Annotated in this window: 12 protein-coding genes; 5 read left to right on the top strand and 7 right to left on the bottom strand. The window is 54.0% G+C overall.

Annotated elements, in window-relative coordinates:
* Positions 1 to 89: 89 nt before the first annotated feature.
* From araA to def, 4 genes are all read right to left on the bottom strand, one after another.
* Positions 90 to 1,598, bottom strand: a complete 1,509-nt coding sequence (araA, locus tag ACLHIJ_RS01650; protein ID WP_411295883.1) for an L-arabinose isomerase — start codon at positions 1,596 to 1,598, stop codon at positions 90 to 92.
* A complete protein-coding gene (locus ACLHIJ_RS01645; protein WP_411295884.1) occupies positions 1,598 to 2,314 on the bottom strand; it encodes an L-ribulose-5-phosphate 4-epimerase in 717 nt (238 codons plus the stop codon). Before ACLHIJ_RS01645 ends, araA begins: the two co-directional genes overlap by 1 nt.
* 128 nt (positions 2,315 to 2,442) lie before the next feature.
* Positions 2,443 to 3,336 carry an aldose 1-epimerase gene (locus ACLHIJ_RS01640; RefSeq protein WP_411298338.1) on the bottom strand — a complete coding sequence of 298 codons (894 nt, stop codon included), beginning with the start codon at positions 3,334 to 3,336 and terminating at the stop codon, positions 2,443 to 2,445.
* 446 nt (positions 3,337 to 3,782) lie between these two features.
* On the bottom strand, positions 3,783 to 4,337 hold the full coding sequence (gene def / locus ACLHIJ_RS01635) for a peptide deformylase (RefSeq protein ID WP_411298337.1): 555 nt from the start codon (positions 4,335 to 4,337) through the stop codon (positions 3,783 to 3,785).
* A gap of 828 nt (positions 4,338 to 5,165) precedes the next feature.
* Here def and mscL point away from each other — a divergent pair.
* The gene (mscL, locus tag ACLHIJ_RS01630; protein ID WP_411295887.1) at positions 5,166 to 5,561 is read left to right on the top strand and encodes a large conductance mechanosensitive channel protein MscL; all 396 of its coding nucleotides are present in this window, start codon (positions 5,166 to 5,168) and stop codon (positions 5,559 to 5,561) included.
* Positions 5,562 to 5,912: 351 nt separating this feature from the next.
* Positions 5,913 to 9,515 carry a pullulanase-type alpha-1,6-glucosidase gene (gene pulA, locus ACLHIJ_RS01625; protein WP_411298336.1) on the top strand — a complete coding sequence of 1,201 codons (3,603 nt, stop codon included), beginning with the start codon at positions 5,913 to 5,915 and terminating at the stop codon, positions 9,513 to 9,515.
* 162 nt (positions 9,516 to 9,677) lie between these two features.
* On the opposite strand, the gene ACLHIJ_RS01620 is transcribed toward pulA, so the two are convergent.
* Positions 9,678 to 11,903 (bottom strand): hypothetical protein, encoded by a 2,226-nt coding sequence (locus tag ACLHIJ_RS01620; protein ID WP_411298335.1) that lies wholly within the window; start codon positions 11,901 to 11,903, stop codon positions 9,678 to 9,680.
* Positions 11,904 to 12,547: 644 nt separating this feature from the next.
* Here ACLHIJ_RS01620 and ACLHIJ_RS01615 point away from each other — a divergent pair.
* Positions 12,548 to 13,117 (top strand): hypothetical protein, encoded by a 570-nt coding sequence (locus tag ACLHIJ_RS01615; RefSeq protein WP_411295890.1) that lies wholly within the window; start codon positions 12,548 to 12,550, stop codon positions 13,115 to 13,117.
* A 532-nt stretch (positions 13,118 to 13,649) separates the two neighbouring features.
* Here ACLHIJ_RS01615 and ychF read toward each other — a convergent pair.
* Positions 13,650 to 14,729 (bottom strand): redox-regulated ATPase YchF, encoded by a 1,080-nt coding sequence (ychF, locus tag ACLHIJ_RS01610; protein ID WP_411295891.1) that lies wholly within the window; start codon positions 14,727 to 14,729, stop codon positions 13,650 to 13,652.
* Between the two features lie 29 nt (positions 14,730 to 14,758).
* Positions 14,759 to 16,525: an alpha/beta hydrolase gene (locus ACLHIJ_RS01605; RefSeq protein ID WP_411296001.1), complete on the bottom strand. Its 1,767-nt coding sequence runs from the start codon at positions 16,523 to 16,525 to the stop codon at positions 14,759 to 14,761.
* Positions 16,526 to 16,895: 370 nt separating this feature from the next.
* Between ACLHIJ_RS01605 and ACLHIJ_RS01600 the strand changes: the two genes are divergently transcribed.
* Together ACLHIJ_RS01600 and ACLHIJ_RS01595 are read left to right on the top strand one after the other, a co-directional pair.
* Positions 16,896 to 17,564: a YczE/YyaS/YitT family protein gene (locus ACLHIJ_RS01600; protein WP_411295892.1), complete on the top strand. Its 669-nt coding sequence runs from the start codon at positions 16,896 to 16,898 to the stop codon at positions 17,562 to 17,564.
* Between the two features lie 245 nt (positions 17,565 to 17,809).
* Entirely contained in the window at positions 17,810 to 18,979 is a 1,170-nt protein-coding gene (locus ACLHIJ_RS01595; RefSeq protein WP_411295893.1) for a DNA recombination protein RmuC, read from the top strand.
* The last annotated feature ends 338 nt before the right edge of the window (positions 18,980 to 19,317 follow it).

Below are 19,317 nucleotides of genomic sequence, written 5' to 3'. Positions count from 1 at the left end.
GATTTCTCTTTCTCTGTCATGCACCGAGGTGCCTAAAGTGCAGTTGCTCCCCCGCATCTAGCGATTAGCAGCGGGGGAGCAATACACAGTTACGCCTTGAGGAGCGTGTAGTACAGATCGTTCCAGCGGATCTGCGACTTAAAGGAGGCTTCCGTGGTGGACTCATCAATGGCGACGAGTTCGTTTTGCGTCATTTCCGCAAACATCTCCCACTCTTCGCGAGTGGTATTCGTCGTCATACAGGTGTGATGCGCCCCGCCGGCATAAATCCAGCAGGCAGTCGCCGTCTGGATGGACGGAGCTGGCTCCCACACAGCGCTGGCCACCGGCAACTTCGGCATCGGCTTATCCGGACCCACAACCGTAACCTCGTTCAACGTCATACGGAATCGCGAACCCATATCAACCATCGAGATCACCATAGCTGGGCCACAATCGGCGTCAAAGACCATACGAACCGGATCTTCGCGACCGCCAATTCCCAGCGGATGAATCTCAACCTTAGGCGTTGCCTTCGTCAAGGACGGGCAGATCTCCAGCATGTGGGCACCCAGGATCTTTTCCTGACCCTTACCCAACTCGTAGCAGTAATCCTCCATTAAGGACGCGCCACCCTCGCGGCCATAGCCGATGACTTTTGCCAGACGGACAAGCACAGCCGTCTTCCAATCACCTTCTGCACCGAAGCCATAGCCCTCAGCCATCAGACGCTGCACAGCCAAACCTGGAAGCTGACGCAGACCGCCAAGATCTTCAAAGTTCGTCGTGAATCCGGTAAAGCCACCAGCTTCCAACATCTGGCGCAAACCAGCTTCTAGCCGAGCGGCATACTCCAAGGATTCGCGGCGTTCACCACCAGCTCGCAACTCTGGAGCGAGCTCATATTCTGCCTCATACTCGGCGAGCAAGGCATCGATTGCGCTCTGCTCAACGTTGTCAACAACCTCAACGAGATCATTAACACCCCAGGTATTTACTGCCGGCCCAAACTGCAGCTCCGCTTCTACCTTATCGCCGTCGGTGACGCCAACATTGCGCATGTTATCTCCGAAGCGGCACAGCTTCATCGAACGCAATTCAGCGCGACCCACTGCGGCACGTGCCCACGAGCCAACTTTCTCTTGTACGTCTTCATGGGAGACATGACCGACGACGACCGTGCGCGGCACACCGAGACGAGCTGCCATGAAGCCAAATTCGCGATCACCATGAGCAGACTGGTTGAGGTTCATGTAATCCATGTCGATGGTGTCCCACGGCAGATGCTCTTCAAGCTGAGTATTGAGCAAAAGCATCGGCTTCTGCAGCGCATCCAAACCATGAATCCACATCTTGGCTGGCGAGAAGGTATGCATCCAGGTAATCACACCGACGCACGCTTCCGTCGCATTTGCCTGCAAAATCGCATCGAGAATCTGCGAGCGCTCCTTCAGCACTGGCTTCCACACCAGCTTCACGGGGATAGCCGGAGAATCCTCCAGAACGCCCATCACCGTCTGCGATTGCTCAGCAACCTGCTTGAGGACGTCCTCACCGTAGAGGTCCTGCGATCCCGTCAGAAACCAAATTTCCCGGCTCTCAAAGGGGTTTCCAAGCATTACTTTTCCTCACTATCGTGTTGTCCGTAGACGTTTTGGTACCGGTCATACAAGCTGGCGATCTTCTCAGGTGGAATCGGGATCGGATCACCGAGCTGGTAAGCAATGGCTACTGTGCGAGCAACCTCTTCGCACATTGCCGCGGCTTTTACTGCGGCTTCGGCATTCTTTCCAATGGTGAATGGGCCGTGATTTTGCATCAGTACAGCCGGAGAATTGGAATTGCGCAAGGTTTCGACGATACCGCGACCAATAGAATCGTCACCGATTAGCGCAAAGGGGCCAATGGGGATATCGCCCCCGAACTCGTCACCCATCATCGTCAGGATCGCCGGAACGGGCTTGCCAATGGCTGCCCAAGCGGTCGCATAAGTGGAGTGAGTGTGAACGACGCCGCCAACTTCTGGCATATTGCGATACACATAGGCATGGGCAGCAGTATCTGAGGAGGGCACGAGGCTCGCTGGAGTCCCATCGTCGATCTTCTCGCCGTCAAGGGTGCAGACCACCATCTTATCGGCGCTGAGTTCTTCGTAGCGCACGCCCGATGGCTTGATGACGAACAAGTCTGCCCCTGGGACTCGTTCGGAGACGTTTCCGGCAGTCCAGACGACGAGATTGTACTTGACCAGCTCGCCGTGCAAATCACTTACGCGCTGACGGCACGCTGCGACGGCCTTCTGGATCTCCTCAGGCATTTCACGTAATACCTGCATCTATTGTCTCCATTCTGCAAGCCCTCGGCCTGCGTTCGTTATAGTTAACAGTTCTTTAACACATCGGTTTAGATGGTGGCACTGCGGTTGGCTCTGTCGAGTGATCCGCTATGCCACCTGGGATCGCCTTAAAAGATCGCCGTATAGGTGACGTCTAAGGTCAGCGATTGACCCGGCTGGGTCATGATACGTTCGGCTAACTCGGGCCGGTTGAATACGTCTGCCCACTGCGTACACGGCTCTAACGCGACGGATAGATTGGTATCGCGGGCAAGCATTCCGCCACTGTAAACATGGAAGTTCGCCAGGGGATGCTGGCGCACATCCATCCCGACTTCTACGTCAGCCGCTAAGCCGGTGACGAGACGAGCGCGCGCCCATCCGTCTTCCCCTGCCTGTAGATCAGTGGTTGCGAAATCGTCATCCAATTCAAAGGGCGCCGGTTCGTAATCCACAAAGGGCGCGTTACCTGGATCAGGGATCAGGGCTTCATTGACGACGATACGCTTGGCAGCGGGCACTTCTACATGCGCCTGATCCAGACCAGCAATCCGGAAGTAGGGATGCAATCCTGCCCCTAATGGAGCGGGGCGGTCACCGTCATTGCGCACGCATATACGAATCCCGATTTGCCGAGGAGTTGTCAGATCGTAGCGCACAGATACCTGCACAGGAACAGGAAATACGGTGGGATTCTCGACGGCGCATTCGAGCACTGCGTATCCCTCGCCGCTTTGCGTAACTGTAAACGGCTGATCGTAAACCATGCCGTGCAGACCTTCTGGACCTGAGGTGGGGCGGGTATCGTATTGCGTTTCTCCTTCACGCCAGAGGGCATCACGAATACGATTGCACCACGGCGCTAGAACGGCATTGCGATAGCCGTCTAGCTCCGCAATTTCCTGTTCGCCTCGGTATCCGTCAATCACGGAATACCCGACGCCCGGATCCCAGCTCAAAATCGCTGCGCCGATTGGGGTCAGCTCAAGGCTCTGCTGGCTTCCAGCAATCTGAATACTCATAGGTTTGACCTTCATCATTGAAAGCGGAGTAATGGTTATGTCTAACGTTAACATACCCATCAGATTTGCGGGAGGGGTAAAACTTAGGTATTTTATTTCACCTTAACTTTTCCTTGATACAGCAAGGAAAAATGCCATATTTTAGAACTGAATCACCCGTACTTAACGAGAAGTAGCAGTCTTTCTGGACCCGCTCCCGAACGTTACCGCCACGCGCACGCGCCGTGCCGAGTTTACTGCTCACTCATGCTCGGCTATCAGTTGTCACTCACTGCCAACGATTCTCAGTTCACCGCTAGGAGGCATCGCCGCTGTTCACACCTGCTTGCTGCTCTTTTTTGCCGCCCTTGCTACTCCTGCCCTTTTCCTGTTTTCCCTATTTGCACGAACACCTACTCGTGCCCTATTCCAACCTATTACTCGCCTTACTCGCCGCCACCAACAGATCACTCATACTCATCACTTCCTGGCATCCAGGTCACTCCGGGGACGTTCCAGCGCTCTTTCGTCATAATCTTGCGCACTGCTTTAGCGTCGGCGCCGTGTAACCGATCGACGTAGATTCGCCCTTTGAGGTGGTCGTATTCATGTTGCAAAATTCGAGCAAACCAGCCTTCCGCTTCCAGCTCATACCACTGACCCGTCTCGTCCTGCGCAACTAACAAGGCATAGGGCGAACGGCGTAGCGCAAAAGAATACCCAGGGAATGACAAGCACCCCTCTTCATCCTCCTCATCTGGATCGCAGGTATCGATTGGCTCAATGAGCAAAGTGGGATTAATGGCCACCCCTCGCTCCGGCCCATCATGCTCATCGTAGACCCACACAAACATCGCCTTATTGAGCCCGATTTGTGGGGCAGCTAGACCAACACCAGGGGCAGCAATCGTCGTTTCATACATATCCTCAACAAGTTGAGCTAACTCGTCATCAAAGACAGTGACAGGCTCAGCATCGCGATGAAGAACCGGAGAACCATAAACGTGAATGGGGTGAATCATAACTGCTACTGTACCGCCCACATCACCAAAGAAGAACCTATAAGCACTAGGGCTGACGACGGTACATACTAGGACCGACAACGGTACACACTAGAAACAACAACAGTATGAGCGCGACGAGAGCTGCCCATAGCGCTGGTGCGCAGATAGATCCGACTACTAGCAGTTCGTCTTATCGCAGCTATCGCGGCCAGGTTTCCCCTGCCCTCACGTCCTTCTCCTTACCCCCCCACACACACCCTCCTCCTTACCATCACCGTTCTACTATTGCCTCACAACCGCCTATGCGCCGGCATTAAATACCCAACTTCGCCCCTCGGCATATATTGCAAGCTTCGACAGTAGCCCTGGTCAGCAACTCGCACCCCAACCGTCGGCTCGGCCTCAATCATCAGCTATTTGCAATCACCAGCTATCTACAAGCACCGGCATCCAATTCCAGCTACTGGGGCTTCTAACTCTAATTACCAGGGATTCCAATTCCGGCTACTGATCTATTCTCCCCCCCCCTGCACCTGCCTCCGCCGATACTGCACGATTCGCCGTCAGTACACACCAATAAAACGCCTGATAACACCCAACTTCGTGCCTAAGAAAACTCATAACATCCAGGTAGATTAGAACGATTCTGTTTTACTTGAAACAGATTTCGCATACAGACCGAGCAAAACTCACTTGAAAGCGGAATCACACTATGTCTGGCTTCCGCTGAGATACCCCACCCCTTAGGATCAACATTGTCATTTTTGGGCACCCCAGATGCCATCTCGGCCATCGCGCACGCAACGGGCGCCCACTACTAACTTATGCACCCAGAAAGGGCTATCCATGCTGAAAGGCTTTCGCGATTTTATCGCCCGTGGAAACGTTATTGACTTAGCCGTTGGCGTTATCATCGCTGGCGCATTTTCTAAAATTGTCGCCGCACTGAACGACAAGGTCCTTATGCCGCTGATCGGCGGCCTATTCGGCAAGCCAGATTTCGATCGCGTGTGGACGATCCACATGAACGGTGGCCAGACGGAAATCCTCCCCGGCGCAATCATGACAGCCGCGGTCAACTTCCTGATCGTCGCTGCCGCCCTCTACTTCTTCGTGGTCTACCCGATCAACAAGATGGCAGAGGCAAAGAAGCGCGGCGAAGACGAGGCCGCCCCCGTCAAGACCGACGAAACCATCCTGCTCGAAGAAATCCGCGATCTCCTCAAGGCTCGCGAGAGCTAGAAACTCGCCGGAGCACTAGCGCCATTCCTTGCAGAATTAGCGCTATTATTTGCTGAAACGCGATCGGGGCTGTGCGATAATTTTCGCCGCACAGCCCCGATTTTTTATTATTTCCGCAGGTCAGAGGCATATTTTAAGAAAAAATCTTATTTTAGTGGCCGTATCGGCACAATTGCGCACGCACCCAGCCATAACAACTTCGCTTCACCGTCTCGAAAACCCGTCCCCACTGTTTTAGGCTGGCATCAATCCGTCTGGCATATTTCATCCGCCGCCACTGCTGTCGGCTCCGGCATGAAACGTACCGACGGCTGACAATCCAACGACGAACAACGAAGTACGGAGGATCTTTTGTCACAGCAGACACATGCCACAACTCGGCGAACACGCCGCCGTTGGCTCGCATGCCTCGGCATCTTCGCCCTAACCACCACTGCAGTGGGAACGGGCGTAACATCACGCGCGTATGGCGCTGTCGGCGCTGACGACTACACCGCCCCCGGCACCATCCAAACCGCATTAGGTTGCGCAAAAGACTGGGACCCCGCCTGCGAAGCCTCAGTCCTCAAGGCACAGCCCACCGGCATCTACTCACTACCTATCACCCTGCCGGAAGGGGACTACGAATTTAAGATCGCTCAAGGCGGATCGTGGGACAAAAACTGGGGATCTAACGGGCAAGCAAACGGATCAAATATTGCCGTCCATTCCGATGGTTCTCCAGCCCATATCTACTTTGACCCCGCCACCGGCCTAGCCGGTCTTGTTCCCGACAACCAAACCGTCGTTGTCGCCGGATCCATGCAGAAAGCCCTAGGTTGCTCAGGTGACTGGGCACCTGATTGCCGCATGCCTATCCTCTTCCCGCAAACCGACGGCACATACCTGTGGCGCACCGACCGCATTCCCGCTGGTGCTTACGAAGCAAAAGTAGCTATCGGCGGCAGTTGGGACGTCAACTACGGGCAAGGCGGAGCTGCCGGAGGAGCAAATTATGAATTCCAAATTGCCGACGGGAAACCCGTGACTTTCGTATATGACCCCAAGACCCACGTGCTCTCCATTGCCTCTTCGGCCACATCCGTCGCCGGATTCGGGCAACTGCGCGCCTACTGGGTCAATGAGCGCACTATCGCCCTACCAGCAGATCTCGTCCCCTCCAAGGACGGCGACCCGGCAGTGGCATACTCCCTGGTCAACTCCCCATACGCCAATGCCACACTCGTTGATGGTGGCATCACCGGAGATACACAAAGCCTGGATCTGACCTCGGCAGGCCCACTTGACGCCGCAACGGTAGCGCAATATCCGCATTTGACTGGCTACACCGCCTACACGCTGCCCGATAAAGTGACCACCGACGATGTGAAAAAGCTACTGATCGGCCAGAACATGATCGCTGGGCAACGAGCCGGGCAGGTTGTGGCATTCACGGGTATCCAGCTCGCGCCAGTACTCGACGCTCTTTATGCTGGCCAGGCCCGCAACGCCGAACTTGGCGCAACGCTAAAGCCCAACGGTTCAGCAACTTTCCGACTCTGGGCGCCCACCGCACAGACAGTGGGCATCCAGATGGATCTTGGCCACGGCAACATCATTATCCCGGCCTCCAAAGATGCCCAGAGCGGTATCTGGACGGTAGAGAGCCCGGAAAACGAGAATATGCTCGGTAAGACATACCTGTGGAACGTCTCGGTTTACTCCCCAGTGGAAAACAAGATGTTGAACTCCTATGTAACCGATCCATATTCCAAGGCTCTGACGGTAGATTCCAAAGAATCCGTCGTCACCGATCTCAGCGCTGCGCGCCTCATCCCGCAACAGTGGGCCACGACGCCAGCCCCGCAGATTCGCAACGATTCTGCCCGCAATATCTACGAGCTACATATTCGCGACTTCTCTATCGCCGATCAAAGCGTGGCAGAGAAAGATCGTGGCACATACATGGCTTTCACTTACGCAGATTCTGCCGGAATGAAGCACCTGCGCGATCTGTCGGCTGCCGGGATGAACACCATTCATCTGCTGCCCAGCTTCGACATCACCACCATTCCTGAACTGCGCGCCAACCAGGCCGTTCCAACAATTCCTGCAGCTGGTCCAGATTCACCTGACCAGCAGGAAGCGGTCAGCAAGGTTGCCGATACGGACGGATTCAACTGGGGATACGACCCGTACCACTACCAGACGCCAGAAGGCTCCTACACCACCGACGAAAACCAAAACGGTGACGGACGCACGTACGAGTTCCGTGCTATGGTCGGCGGGCTCCATGCTGCTGGCTATCAAGTGGTCCTCGATCAGGTATATAACCACTCCTCAGCCTCCGGCGATGACGAGAAATCCGTCCTAGATAAGATCGTGCCGGACTACTACCACCGCCTGTCGAACACCGGCAAGGTAGAAAACTCCACGTGCTGTGCCAACCTCGCTACTGAGAACGTCATGATGGAAAAGCTCATGGTCGATTCCCTGGTAACCTGGGCACGCGATTACCACGTTGATGGCTTCCGTTTCGACCTTATGGGACACCATTCAGTAAAGAATATGCAGGCGGCTCGGGCGGCCTTGGATGCCTTGACCTTGGATAAAGACGGCGTGGATGGCAAGTCCATCTACATGTACGGCGAAGGCTGGAATTTCGGCGAAGTTGCGGATAACGCTCGCTTCATCCAAGCAAAGCAAGGGCAGCTAGATGGCACAGGCATCGGATCATTCAATGACCGTTTGCGCGATGCTGTTCACGGTGGCGGCCCCTTCGATTCCGACGTGCGCGAATTCCAAGGCTTCGGCAACGGGCTGTTCAGTGATCCAAACGGGATCGGCAAGCTCAGCCCAGATGAGCAAAAGGCCCGTCTGGTCCATTCCACCGATCTCATTCGTCTCGGAATGGCTGGAAATCTGAAGGATTACTCCTTCACCACTGCCGACGGCACGACGAAACGCGGTGAAGAGATTGATTACAACGGCCAGCACGCTGGCTTTGCGAGCGAACCGGCCGAGAACGTCAATTACGTCGATGCGCATGACAACGAGACGCTTTTCGATCTGAACGTCATGAAGCTACCGACGAGCACCTCAATGAACGATCGAGTGCGGATGAACATTATCTCTCTCGCTCCGGTCACTTGGGGGCAGTCGCCAGTGTTCTGGCATGCCGGCACGGATATTTTGCGTTCGAAGTCCTTAGATCGCGATTCGTACAACTCCGGTGACTACTTCAACGCTATTGACTGGACGATGCAGGATAACGGCTTCGGCCACGGCTTACCCGTTAAATCAAAGAACGGTGAAAAGTGGTCGTGGATGGCTCCGTTACTGCGCAACGCCGACCTTAAGCCGACGCACGCGGATATGGAGAAATCGACCCTGATGGCCCAAGAGCTACTCAAGGTACGTTCCTCCTCGCCGCTGTTCTCACTGGGATCTGCTGCGTTGATTCGCGAGCGCGTGACCTTCCCCGGATCAGGGCCGCAGGCCGTCCCCGGATTGCTCCTGATGCATATCGAGGATAAGCCGGGCACAGTTGCAACCGATATTGATTCTGCTCACGATGGCGCATTAATCGCGATTAATGCCACGCCACAGACGCAGACGCAAACTATCGCGCAACTTGCTGGGCGCACCTACACCGTTAATGACATTCAGGCGAACGGTGTGGACGCCTCGGTTATTGGCAAGGTTTCATGGGATGCGGCCACCGGCACGATAAGCGTACCGGGACGCACCGCTGTTGTGTTGTTTGCTAACCCCAGCCCGACGCCGCAGCCTCAGCCGCAACCGACTCCGCAACCACAGCCAGCTCCTACACCGAGCCAGCCGATCATTGCAGAGGGCGACGCCCCCAGCGCACTACCGAATACCGGCGCTGCCGTGGGTATGCCCATCCTGATCGCTGCTGGTCTGACAGCCGCTGGCGTCATCATGGTTGCCCTGCGCCAACGTCGCCGGTAATCCCCATGCTGGCGATATAAACGGTGCTTGATCCGGCATAATCGCTTACGCCGGATCAAGCACGTGGGCCGCCCCGAGAGATTCTCGGGGCGGCCCACTTTTTACCGTCGTATTTTTAGCGCTCCTGCCGTTCTTCTACAAGCTCGTTCTTCGCGCCTACGGCTAGAAGGCTCCATGCCCTTCACGGGAAAGGAAGATCCTATCCGAAGTGCCGTTGCGAGTACAGGTGACGCCTTCACGTGCTACCGAGCAGGTCACACCAGCATGGGTAAAGGTTGACCCATATTGTGATTGGTCAAGCTGAACAACTGATCCACCACTGACGTTATCCGTACCTCCCGTTCCCGGCTGGAGAACATAACTGGCTGACTGCCCATTTTGATCGGCATAGATGGTGCACTGCACCCCGATATGCGGATCATTTTGCGGGAACGTACAGGAGATATTTCCTGTCGGGGTATAAAAACCGCCAGCTAATGCCCCTGGTTGACTCGTCGAACTCGGGCTGGGCGTCGGCGTCGCCGGCTTGAAATCAGCGCTGATCTTTTCTCCGAGCTCAGCGAGATTCTTACTAGAGCTTTGAGCTTGCAGCATAGCGCTGAGATACTCCGCGCTCGCCGATCCACAACGCGCCCCTAGCTCATGCACTTCTTTCGTGATCGTCTGAGCATAGGGCGAAGCGAGGAACTCACTTTCCGGAATATCGCCAGCCTGTTTCGCATATTTCATCGTCGTTTGGGTAATTTTCTGCATATCGACGCAGGAAATCGAATGCATCTGCTGAGCGTAGTCAGCCTCCGTCAGCGTCGTTTTATCCCCATTATCAGCATCTTCTTTTGTTTTGCCATCACTTGATTGTGATGCAGACGGGCTAGGAGACGCTGGCTTCGTTTCCTTAGGTTCGGTTTTCTCCACTGATGAGGTGGCCTTAGGCTGGGACGCATTCGGATCCTCAGCATCTTTACCCTTGCCTCCGAAAATTAGCCACGCAGCTAACAGCAGACCCAGAATAATGACGATCCCGCTCAGAATCCACCACACCAGGCCCTTGCGAGAGTTATCTTTTTTCTGCTCGTTATATGCCGGAGATGGGTTAACCGTTTGCGGCACATACGCCGCCTGCTGATATGCAGGAACGCTAGCTTCTTCCGCCAACACTGCATTAGCTGGCGCATGGTTCTGTGCCGAGGATTGAGACGCCGAGTACTCATGAGCAGCAACCGGCGAGCCAGCCACCGGATAGCTGATCGGCGCAGATTCTGAATATCCGGGAGAATACCTCGGGATGTATTCCGTGGATCGGTTCGAGGCATCCGGCGTGCTCTCAGCGCTCGCCGGCTCCTCAGCTCGCATAGCGCCTGCCATATATGAGGTCTGCGGGTAATCCTGCCATTCGGTAGCGCTGGGTGCGCCTGCCTCAGCGGTATCTTCTGCCGTGTTTTCTGCAGTATCTAAAGCGTCAATATGTGCCGTATCTGTCGCAGTATCAACGCTCGTTGCCTGCACCGTATCTGCCTCGGCAGCAGCTATCTGACTCGCCCCCGCTCTGGCAGCCTCCGCTTCCAGCATTTCCACGTCGGCGTTACCCGTTTCAGCCGTTTGTGCGTCGTACTCCAAGTCCGAATCTGACTGCGGCGCACCCGTTTGTGCTGCCCCAGCGTCGCTTATATGCGCTTCATCGGGTGAAAACTCCTGGTGTGAAGCCTCCCCAGCATAGTGCGCCGTCAACATCTCGACTGGCATATCGGCTGACATATCAGCTGAGGGCACCCCTAGCGGCGGCACATCTGCCGAACCCACCGACATATCTGAGGTATCTGGAGCCATACCCGCTAATGCAGCACTCGTCGCCATCTCGGCTGGCATATCTGGAACATCAGCCACGACGGCATTCACCATCGTATGTGCCATCTCGTCAGCTCCACTAGGCTTTTCATCTTCCCACGCCACCGCGTCAACCGAATCTACACCCTCGTTCGCCGATTGGAGATTTTCCAGCGACCGATCATCTGTGGAGTATTCACCAGCAGCAGGCATAACTGACGTCTCCGTCATGCCATCCGTATCTGCCGTTTCGCCTGCTACCTCAGCCGAATCTACAACCGTATTCTCAGATTCCCAGTAGCTACCTGCAGCGTCAACTGCTGTTTCTCTCATACCCTCATCGGCATTCAGATACGAAGCACCCTCGCTCCCTCGTTGCGCCAAGGCCGCATCTACGGCTGGATCACCCAGCTGACCCAACCACTCCAACAAGGCCGGATACGTCGATGGGTTCAATGCGATTGCCGGACGTAACTGCGGATACTGAGCTGCAATATAGTGCAATGTTTCTAATGGCGTCTGTGGATCTGCCGCTAACGCAGCAAAATCTTGAGATTCACCCACTTTTCTACCTCCACATCATTCATTCTCTACAGTGAAGATACCGCAATTGCCGATATAGTTGCGTATTTATCTAGAGATTCTCATAATTATGAGGGCATGATGAGTGAACATCTCGGGCTAGAATATAGGCCGTTTCACCTGCGACTATCGCGTTTCATCGCTACGATAGCTCATCCTCGTTATAGTTCCCTCTAGGTTTACCGCCATTACGGCTTGCATCTATCACAACTATCTCTATGGCAACTCACATCTATTGCTACACAATCAACGGATAGCGTTTCGCCTTCACGGGGAGGCCAGGTGCCGTCATCACCTCACCTATAACATTTTCATCACACCAAACCGGCAGCTACCAAGCATTTGCAACAAATCGTGCTCAAGCAGTAATCCTGCCGCGCCTTTTCGTCACCCATAATGATCGACGTATTGCTTTCTCTCTCCTCTTTTTTTTCCCCCCCCCGATTCATCGGACTTCCTGCGTCAGTTCATATAAACCCACATGCACTAGTGCCAGAACGTAAACTCCTATACTGGATACTGTGAAGCGTTTCCGACTTTCGCTGCGCGCACGGCAAACTCACTCCTAGGCGGCGCGTTCTCTCATCAGCAGACGGCGAGCACAATCAGATACGAGGTGACAGCACATGAATACACAAGACGGTCCGTTCCGAAGCAAAGAATCTGAGCCTTTTTCCACATGGAGCACCCCACAGACATCACAGACTCCACAGTTCGTCCTCAAACCAAATTTCACTCCCTATCTGACAATCCTCGTCCTGGCCGCGCTAGTCATCGGCGTACCGACCGTAGGGATTATCAAAGGCACCTGGAAAAATGTATTCCACGACTTCCTACCCATCACCATCACGATTCTTTTACTGCTGCTGGGCCTGGCGGCATTAATAGCAACGGTCATAGAGGTCCGGAATGAACGAGTATTTTTCTATGCAGACGAGTTCGTCTACGTCAGTGGCTGGCGGAAGAAAGAGGAACGAGTTCGCTACGACGAGATTGAACAATTGAGCTACGACAGCGGCTGGAGCCGAGGCGAAGTACATATAACAGTTCACACCGCTGATGGTCGCCAAGTGAAAATATCGAATCGCATTTTTAACCACCATCGCTTCGGTCGCGAGGTCAAAAAGCACATCGCTGCCGTCTTTAACGCACACCACAACCCGCAGGGTCCTCTAACTGGTACCGATCACTCCTAATCGTCACTATCTTCCAGTTATGCCAGCTCTTCGGACTCCCTCTCGTCATTCCCTTAGGCTAATTCCTTAGTATCTTTTCAAGATGGATTCGATCTTCCCCTTACTACGAACGAAAAGGTCTCGTGCAAAACTATCGCACGAAAGGGAGATATTAGAGCAGTATCGCTCGCTCTGCTCGTGCGCTAAAGGCAAATCCACATATCAAGGCACCCACAAAAAAGCGACCTCACCACGCGCAAAAGATCAACTCACCGCACGCAAGAGATCAAGTCGGATAGTTCTTCTATCCGACTACCGGCAATTTTTCGCAAAATATCGCCGGTCTTACTCCGCACTATTGCTGTGACGCCACAAGCTCAGCGCAATAACAGACCACATCCCTCTACGAACAGACCAGATCTCTCTGCGTTTAACCTCATAGGCCGCTAATCCTGGCACGATGCCACGTATTTCCGTACCGGCATCATGTCCACAGGATTAGCGATGATTCTTAGCGCACGCCACCACTCAGAATCCCCACAACATCGCACAACTAGACGTTGAATCGGAACTCAACGACGTCTCCGTCACGCATAACGTAATCCTTGCCCTCCATACGGACCTTGCCTGCCGCTTTTGCCGCCGCCTCTGAACCGTATTCCATGAGGTCATCGTAAGAAATCACTTGCGCTTTAATGAAGCCGCGCTCGAAATCGGTGTGGATGACCCCGGCTGCTTGTGGTGCCGTCCAGCCTTTGCGAATCGTCCACGCGCGAGCTTCTTTCGGACCAGCAGTTAAATACGTCTGCAGTCCCAGCGTTTCAAAGCCGACGCGGGCAAGCTGATCCAAACCAGCTTCCGTCTGCCCCGTCGATTCCAGCAGTTCGCGAGCCTCCTCGCCGCTGAGTTCCACCAATTCTGATTCAAATTTCGCGTCGAGGAAGATTGCCTGTGCCGGTGCAACGAGTTCGCGTAACTCTCGCTGCATTTCCTCATTAGCCAGCCCCTCGTCGTCAGTATTAAAGACATAGATGAAGGGCTTAGTGGTCATCAACTGGAAAGACGCCAAAATTGCCGGATCGAGATCACGCCCCGCTGAATATAAAGTTTTTCCTTCAGACAAAATCTCCAACGCCTGCTCAGCGACGGCGACGTACTCTGGACCAATTTTCTTGCCGGTAACTTCTTTACGTAGCCGTGGGAGTTGCTTTTCTAATGTCTGAATATCGGCAAGCACAAGTTCGGTTGTGATTGTCTCGATGTCGGCGGCTGGATTGACGCACCCATCCACATGGGTCACATCGGGATCGGCGAATGCTCGCGTCACCTGGCAGATTGCGTCAGCTTCACGAATGTTGGCGAGGAATTGATTTCCAAGTCCTTCACCTTCCGAGGCGCCACGGACGATTCCGGCAATATCAACGAATGACACTGTTGCCGGGACGACCCGCGCCGAATCATACATTTGTGCCAGCGTATCCAAGCGCGGATCAGGCAAGGGAACGACACCAACATTAGGTTCAATTGTTGCGAACGGATAGTTCGCAGCAAGGACGTCTGCTCGCGTGAGCGCATTGAAAAGAGTCGATTTGCCGACGTTGGGCAAGCCTGCAATACCAATTGTTAAAGCCACGCCCTCTAGTTTAGACCACTGAACGCCCGTTACGGGAACATCGTCGGCAGACCACTGATCAGCTCTGGCAATGAGGTAAAGAATCGTTCATCTGCGTTGAACTTCAACAATGCCGCCACCACAAGCGCAATAACCACAATGAGGACTGCTGCAAGAGCCACAGCGTATCGACGTCGCCATGCCTTTGGCTTCACTGTTGGCACGTGTTGTTGCGGGCGTTGGCGTCTCAGCGGCGTTCTGAGACGATCAACCGGAATAGACGCAGCGTTGGAGTGAGGCCGTTGAGACCGTGAGACAACCGATACGCTGGATGAATGGGCTGACGCTAACCGTGCGGTGCGGGTGCGCGAAGGTGGCGGCGCACCGGGCACGGATCGGTGGCGTACCGGGCGAAGGGTGTAGCCAGGAAACAGTATCGTCACCGCGAGTAGTAGCGCGAGCGCGATGAGGCTTGCAAGGATGATGGTTCCAGTCCCCATCAGGCTAAACGGTGGACATGGCGGGATAATAGCGTCTAATTGGTTGGCCGCTGTGGCGGGGTCGATTTCGCCTGCTGCGGTATTAGCTGTAGCATTAGCCGGATTGTTGGCGGTCACATTAGCTGGAGCTGCTGTCGATGCCGCTGGCGGTTGTGGCGTGGCAGCCGCCGCAGCTTGTGAGGAATGTGCAGCCGGGTTTTCCACGGTTTTAACCCAGTTCTGTACGCCATCTGAACGCCACCATCGCAACGCGTCAGGTAGCTGTTTTGTCCATGTCTTCCACGTGTGCCCTCCCTCGTCTTGGACGACGGTTTGTAGGTTGAGGTTATTGTTTTTCAATGCTTTCGCATTGTTGATCATAGCCATCGCATCCGGATCGGAGGCTGTGGACGCTAGGTAGAGTGCCGCGGGGTGGTTGAGTGTTGCGATCATCTGTGAGATGACGTTGTCGTGTTGCGTTGCCGCGTCGGCGTGTGAGAGCGCCCCCATCAAAGGCTGATCAAAGCCTGACATTGAGATCCCTGCGCCGTACAGTTGCGGATGACGCAGCGCCAGATTCGCCGAACAGTAAGCGCCCGACGAGATGCCGTAGATGGCCCAATCTTGACGTTCACTAGATACGTTGGGGAACGTAGATCGAATCGCTTTTGGCACATCGCGCGTCACCCACGTCTCGACTTGCGGGCGTCCAGGGAAATCGCGGCAGTCCGGTTCGCCTTCATTGCTAATCAAATCAGGCACAACAAAAATGGTGGGTTTTATCGTGCCGTCAGCGATAAGACTGCTATACGTGGTTTCCCAGTTCAATGCCCGCACTACCCCTCGCCACGATCCAGGGAATCCGTGCATGAACTCGATGACGGAATACGTCTTTCCGTCAGTTGGCGAGTATCCCGGTGGCAACCATACAGCTACCACGGACGACACTTTAGAATTCGGACCAGTCCAGTCCGCACGGTAGACGTTAGTCATATCATCACTAGGCACCATTTGCATATGCCACTGCGGATCTGGGCTTGGATCAGTATCGGCACTGATCCGCCCGTCATCGGCCACCTCGGTGGCTGGTTGAGCCACCGGCTTTAAGGCCTGGGTATCATCGTCGGCCAGAGCAAAGAGTGCTGAGGTGTTGGAGAAGAAGCCCATTTGAAGATTCGACGTCAGCCCGATGGCAGCTAGCGCACTGGCTGCGGCAAGCACGGTAACGCCCGCAGCACCACAGCGCCGCCATAGCCCTTTGCGCATGAGCAGCATAGCGGCTAGAGCTATCAAAATTACGGTGATAACTCCGGCCCCTATCGGCCACCATTTCGACATGAGTGTCACGTTCGGTCCTCTCATCAAATCGCGGCGACGCTAGTGCACTCCGCCACAACAATTCAACTGAGAGAACCATGAAAGATCATGGGAATAGAGCGGTAATTATCTGGATTATTTCCGAAAGAATTCTGATATTTGAAGACTCACCTATCAATGCGTAATCGAGTGTCGCTTGACCTGCAAAACATTGCCGGACTCCAGCGCGTCTCCTCAGAACCATGCCAGATATTATGAAATATAATCTTCCCGGCATCGCATACCGCAACGATTATCGGTGGATACCGCCACGCACCGGACTCGATGGTAATCTCGCTCACCTCTGCCGCTTCTCGTTACCATCACGCAAAATGCCCGCTATGGTATGAGAGTGCTTCGTGAGATAAAAAATATTGCGTTCTTTACTGTCGGTATCACCTTCCTATCCCTCGGCATTGCATTGTTGACCCTTGCCGGCCTAGGTACATCCCCTATTGGCTCGCCAATGTGGGCCCTGTATCTTGTGACGGGGTGGAGCTTCGGCACCTGGAATTTCATTATTTGTGCACTACTTGTGGTACTGCAGTGGGCCTTGCTGCGCAAAGATTTCCCCCAATGGTACTGGGTGCAGGTCCCCTTAGCATTACTTCAATCCGTTATTCTTGATGGCTGCATGGCAATATGCCGCTCCTGGCATTTGACTCCTACAAGCTATCCACTGCAGATCCTTCAGATGATTATCGCGGTTGCCATTATGGCACTGGGGATCGCATGCGAAGTATCGACCAAAAAGTATTTCCTCCCTACTGAAGGAATCTTGGTGGCAGTTTCGCAAGTAACGCGAATGAAGGTACCCACCATCAAAGTGTGTAATGACGTCATCTTTGTTCTGTCAGGTCTGGCTATCTCCTTTCTATTCTTATCCGGCATTGAAGGAGTGCGCGAAGGAACGCTGGTAGCAGCCATCATGACCGGCGTATTCGTTGGCTGGATGCAAGGCGCAGTAGATACGTGCTATCGGGTAACTGTTGGCTCGGAGCCTGACCCTGAAACCGTGTAGCTGTTACGACTAGCTAGTATCCGCCCTTGTGCGGCAACAACTAATCCCGCCGATGGCGAAGCTTCCTACATCTAGCGGTCACCTCCTATTCTCCTGTTCATCTTTATGACACTCACTCGTGCTCTCCAGGATAATTAGCGCCTGAATACTGTATGTCGTTGATGCACAGGAGATAGGCTTATCCACAGACTTATGCGCGAGCTGACGTAAAAATTTCTTAATGGAACACCCAGTAGACTGACGATATGACGATTTCTTTCCTCTCAATTTTCTTTATCGTCATCGCGTTTGTCTGCGGTGGCGTCATGGGATACCTCATTGGTATCTCTCGTTGCGCCACTCAGGCTCGCCAGGCCTCCGAACGTGAAAGTGAATACCGCGCTCAAGCCGCAGCAGCCGTTGCCCGAGCCGAAACGCTGAGCCGCCATAATGAGCAGCTCAGCGAACAGAGCGCTTACGACACGCAGGTTTTACAGGTCTTAGCTCCTCTCACCCAGCAACTTGAGCAAGTCACGACGCACATGCACCGCATGGAGAATACCGCCGCCAGCCAACACTCACAGATTGTGGCGCAATTACGCCGAGAAGAGCAGCTCTATATTGATCTGGCGCATACAACATCCTCACTCAATGCAGCCTTGCGCAGTGGATCTGCTCGCGGATCCTGGGGAGAAGTGCAATTGCGGCGCATTATTGAAGCTGCCGGCATGATGGAACATGTTGATTTTGATATGCAAACAAGCTCCAGCAAAGTCTCATCTAGTGCCCGTTCTGCTGGTCGCCCAGATGCCATCGTTCATCTGCCTGGAGATGCGCATATCCCGCTTGATTCCAAAGTTCCAATGGATTCCTATCTCGAAGCGATGGAGATCCCTGCCGAAGATCTCTCTGCCGCTGCCGAGCGTAACGAATTACTCACACAACACGCCAAAGCAGTACGTCGGCATATTGATTCCCTGGCAAAGCGCAACTACCCCAATGATTTTCCACATTCTCCTCAATTAACGATCCTCTTCTTACCCGCAGAATCATTGCTATCTCACGCCTTACATAACGATGCCACGTTGTTGGAATACGCAATGACTCGCAATATCGTCTTAGCTTCCCCCACCTCGCTACTGGCGTTATTACGTTCCATTGCAGCCGTCTGGGCAGCAGACGCAATCTCCCACGAAGCTCACGATATTATCGAGCTCGGTCAAACATTGCTTGATCGCCTATCCGTTGTATTACAGCACCTACACCAACTCGGAAAATCTCTAGGGCAATCAGTATCGGAATATAACAAAACCATTGGATCATTAGAATCTCGCTTACTGGCTACCGCCCGTTCGTTCCAGGCAATCAACCACGACGGTCTGCCCTGCCCGTCACACCTAGACGATACTCATATACGACCCACGCCCAATCATTAGCCGTAAACCCCTATAACATCTTGAGACGATCTACTAGGCAACTGACATAGCTAAACACTGAATCCAGAGAGATTCTCATTTTGAGCTGCGCAGTTATTTCCTCAATGCGTCACTGGCACTCCTCACAGAACGCGAATCATGCCCCGACGCCTGCCCGAATACCAATCCACAAAGCGCATAACCGGACTTCACTAAAGCAAGATGCATGCCCAAATATGAGGCGGTGGGGTGGGGCACATAATTTATTCCTGCCCACACCCCACCGGATTCCTTGTTGTTACCGCCGGAGAATCATAACCTCTGTTATCTCAACATCCAACGATCCAGCTATCCGCCTA

It is taken from the genome of Trueperella sp. LYQ141 (assembly GCF_046599555.1).
Lineage (GTDB): Bacteria > Actinomycetota > Actinomycetes > Actinomycetales > Actinomycetaceae > Trueperella.
This window is presented reverse-complemented; position numbering and strand designations above follow the sequence as displayed.

What these genes read in the sequence shown, in the direction of transcription:
- araA (WP_411295883.1), bottom strand. Translation starts at nt 1,598, where the DNA reads ATGCTTGGAAACCCCTTTGAGAGCCGGGAAATTTGGTTTCTGACGGGA.
- ACLHIJ_RS01645 (WP_411295884.1), bottom strand. Translation starts at nt 2,314, where the DNA reads ATGCAGGTATTACGTGAAATGCCTGAGGAGATCCAGAAGGCCGTCGCA.
- ACLHIJ_RS01640 (WP_411298338.1), bottom strand. Translation starts at nt 3,336, where the DNA reads ATGAGTATTCAGATTGCTGGAAGCCAGCAGAGCCTTGAGCTGACCCCA.
- def (WP_411298337.1), bottom strand. Translation starts at nt 4,337, where the DNA reads ATGATTCACCCCATTCACGTTTATGGTTCTCCGGTTCTTCATCGCGAT.
- mscL (WP_411295887.1), top strand. Translation starts at nt 5,166, where the DNA reads ATGCTGAAAGGCTTTCGCGATTTTATCGCCCGTGGAAACGTTATTGAC.
- ACLHIJ_RS01615 (WP_411295890.1), top strand. Translation starts at nt 12,548, where the DNA reads ATGAATACACAAGACGGTCCGTTCCGAAGCAAAGAATCTGAGCCTTTT.
- ACLHIJ_RS01605 (WP_411296001.1), bottom strand. Translation starts at nt 16,525, where the DNA reads ATGTCGAAATGGTGGCCGATAGGGGCCGGAGTTATCACCGTAATTTTG.
- ACLHIJ_RS01595 (WP_411295893.1), top strand. Translation starts at nt 17,810, where the DNA reads ATGACGATTTCTTTCCTCTCAATTTTCTTTATCGTCATCGCGTTTGTC.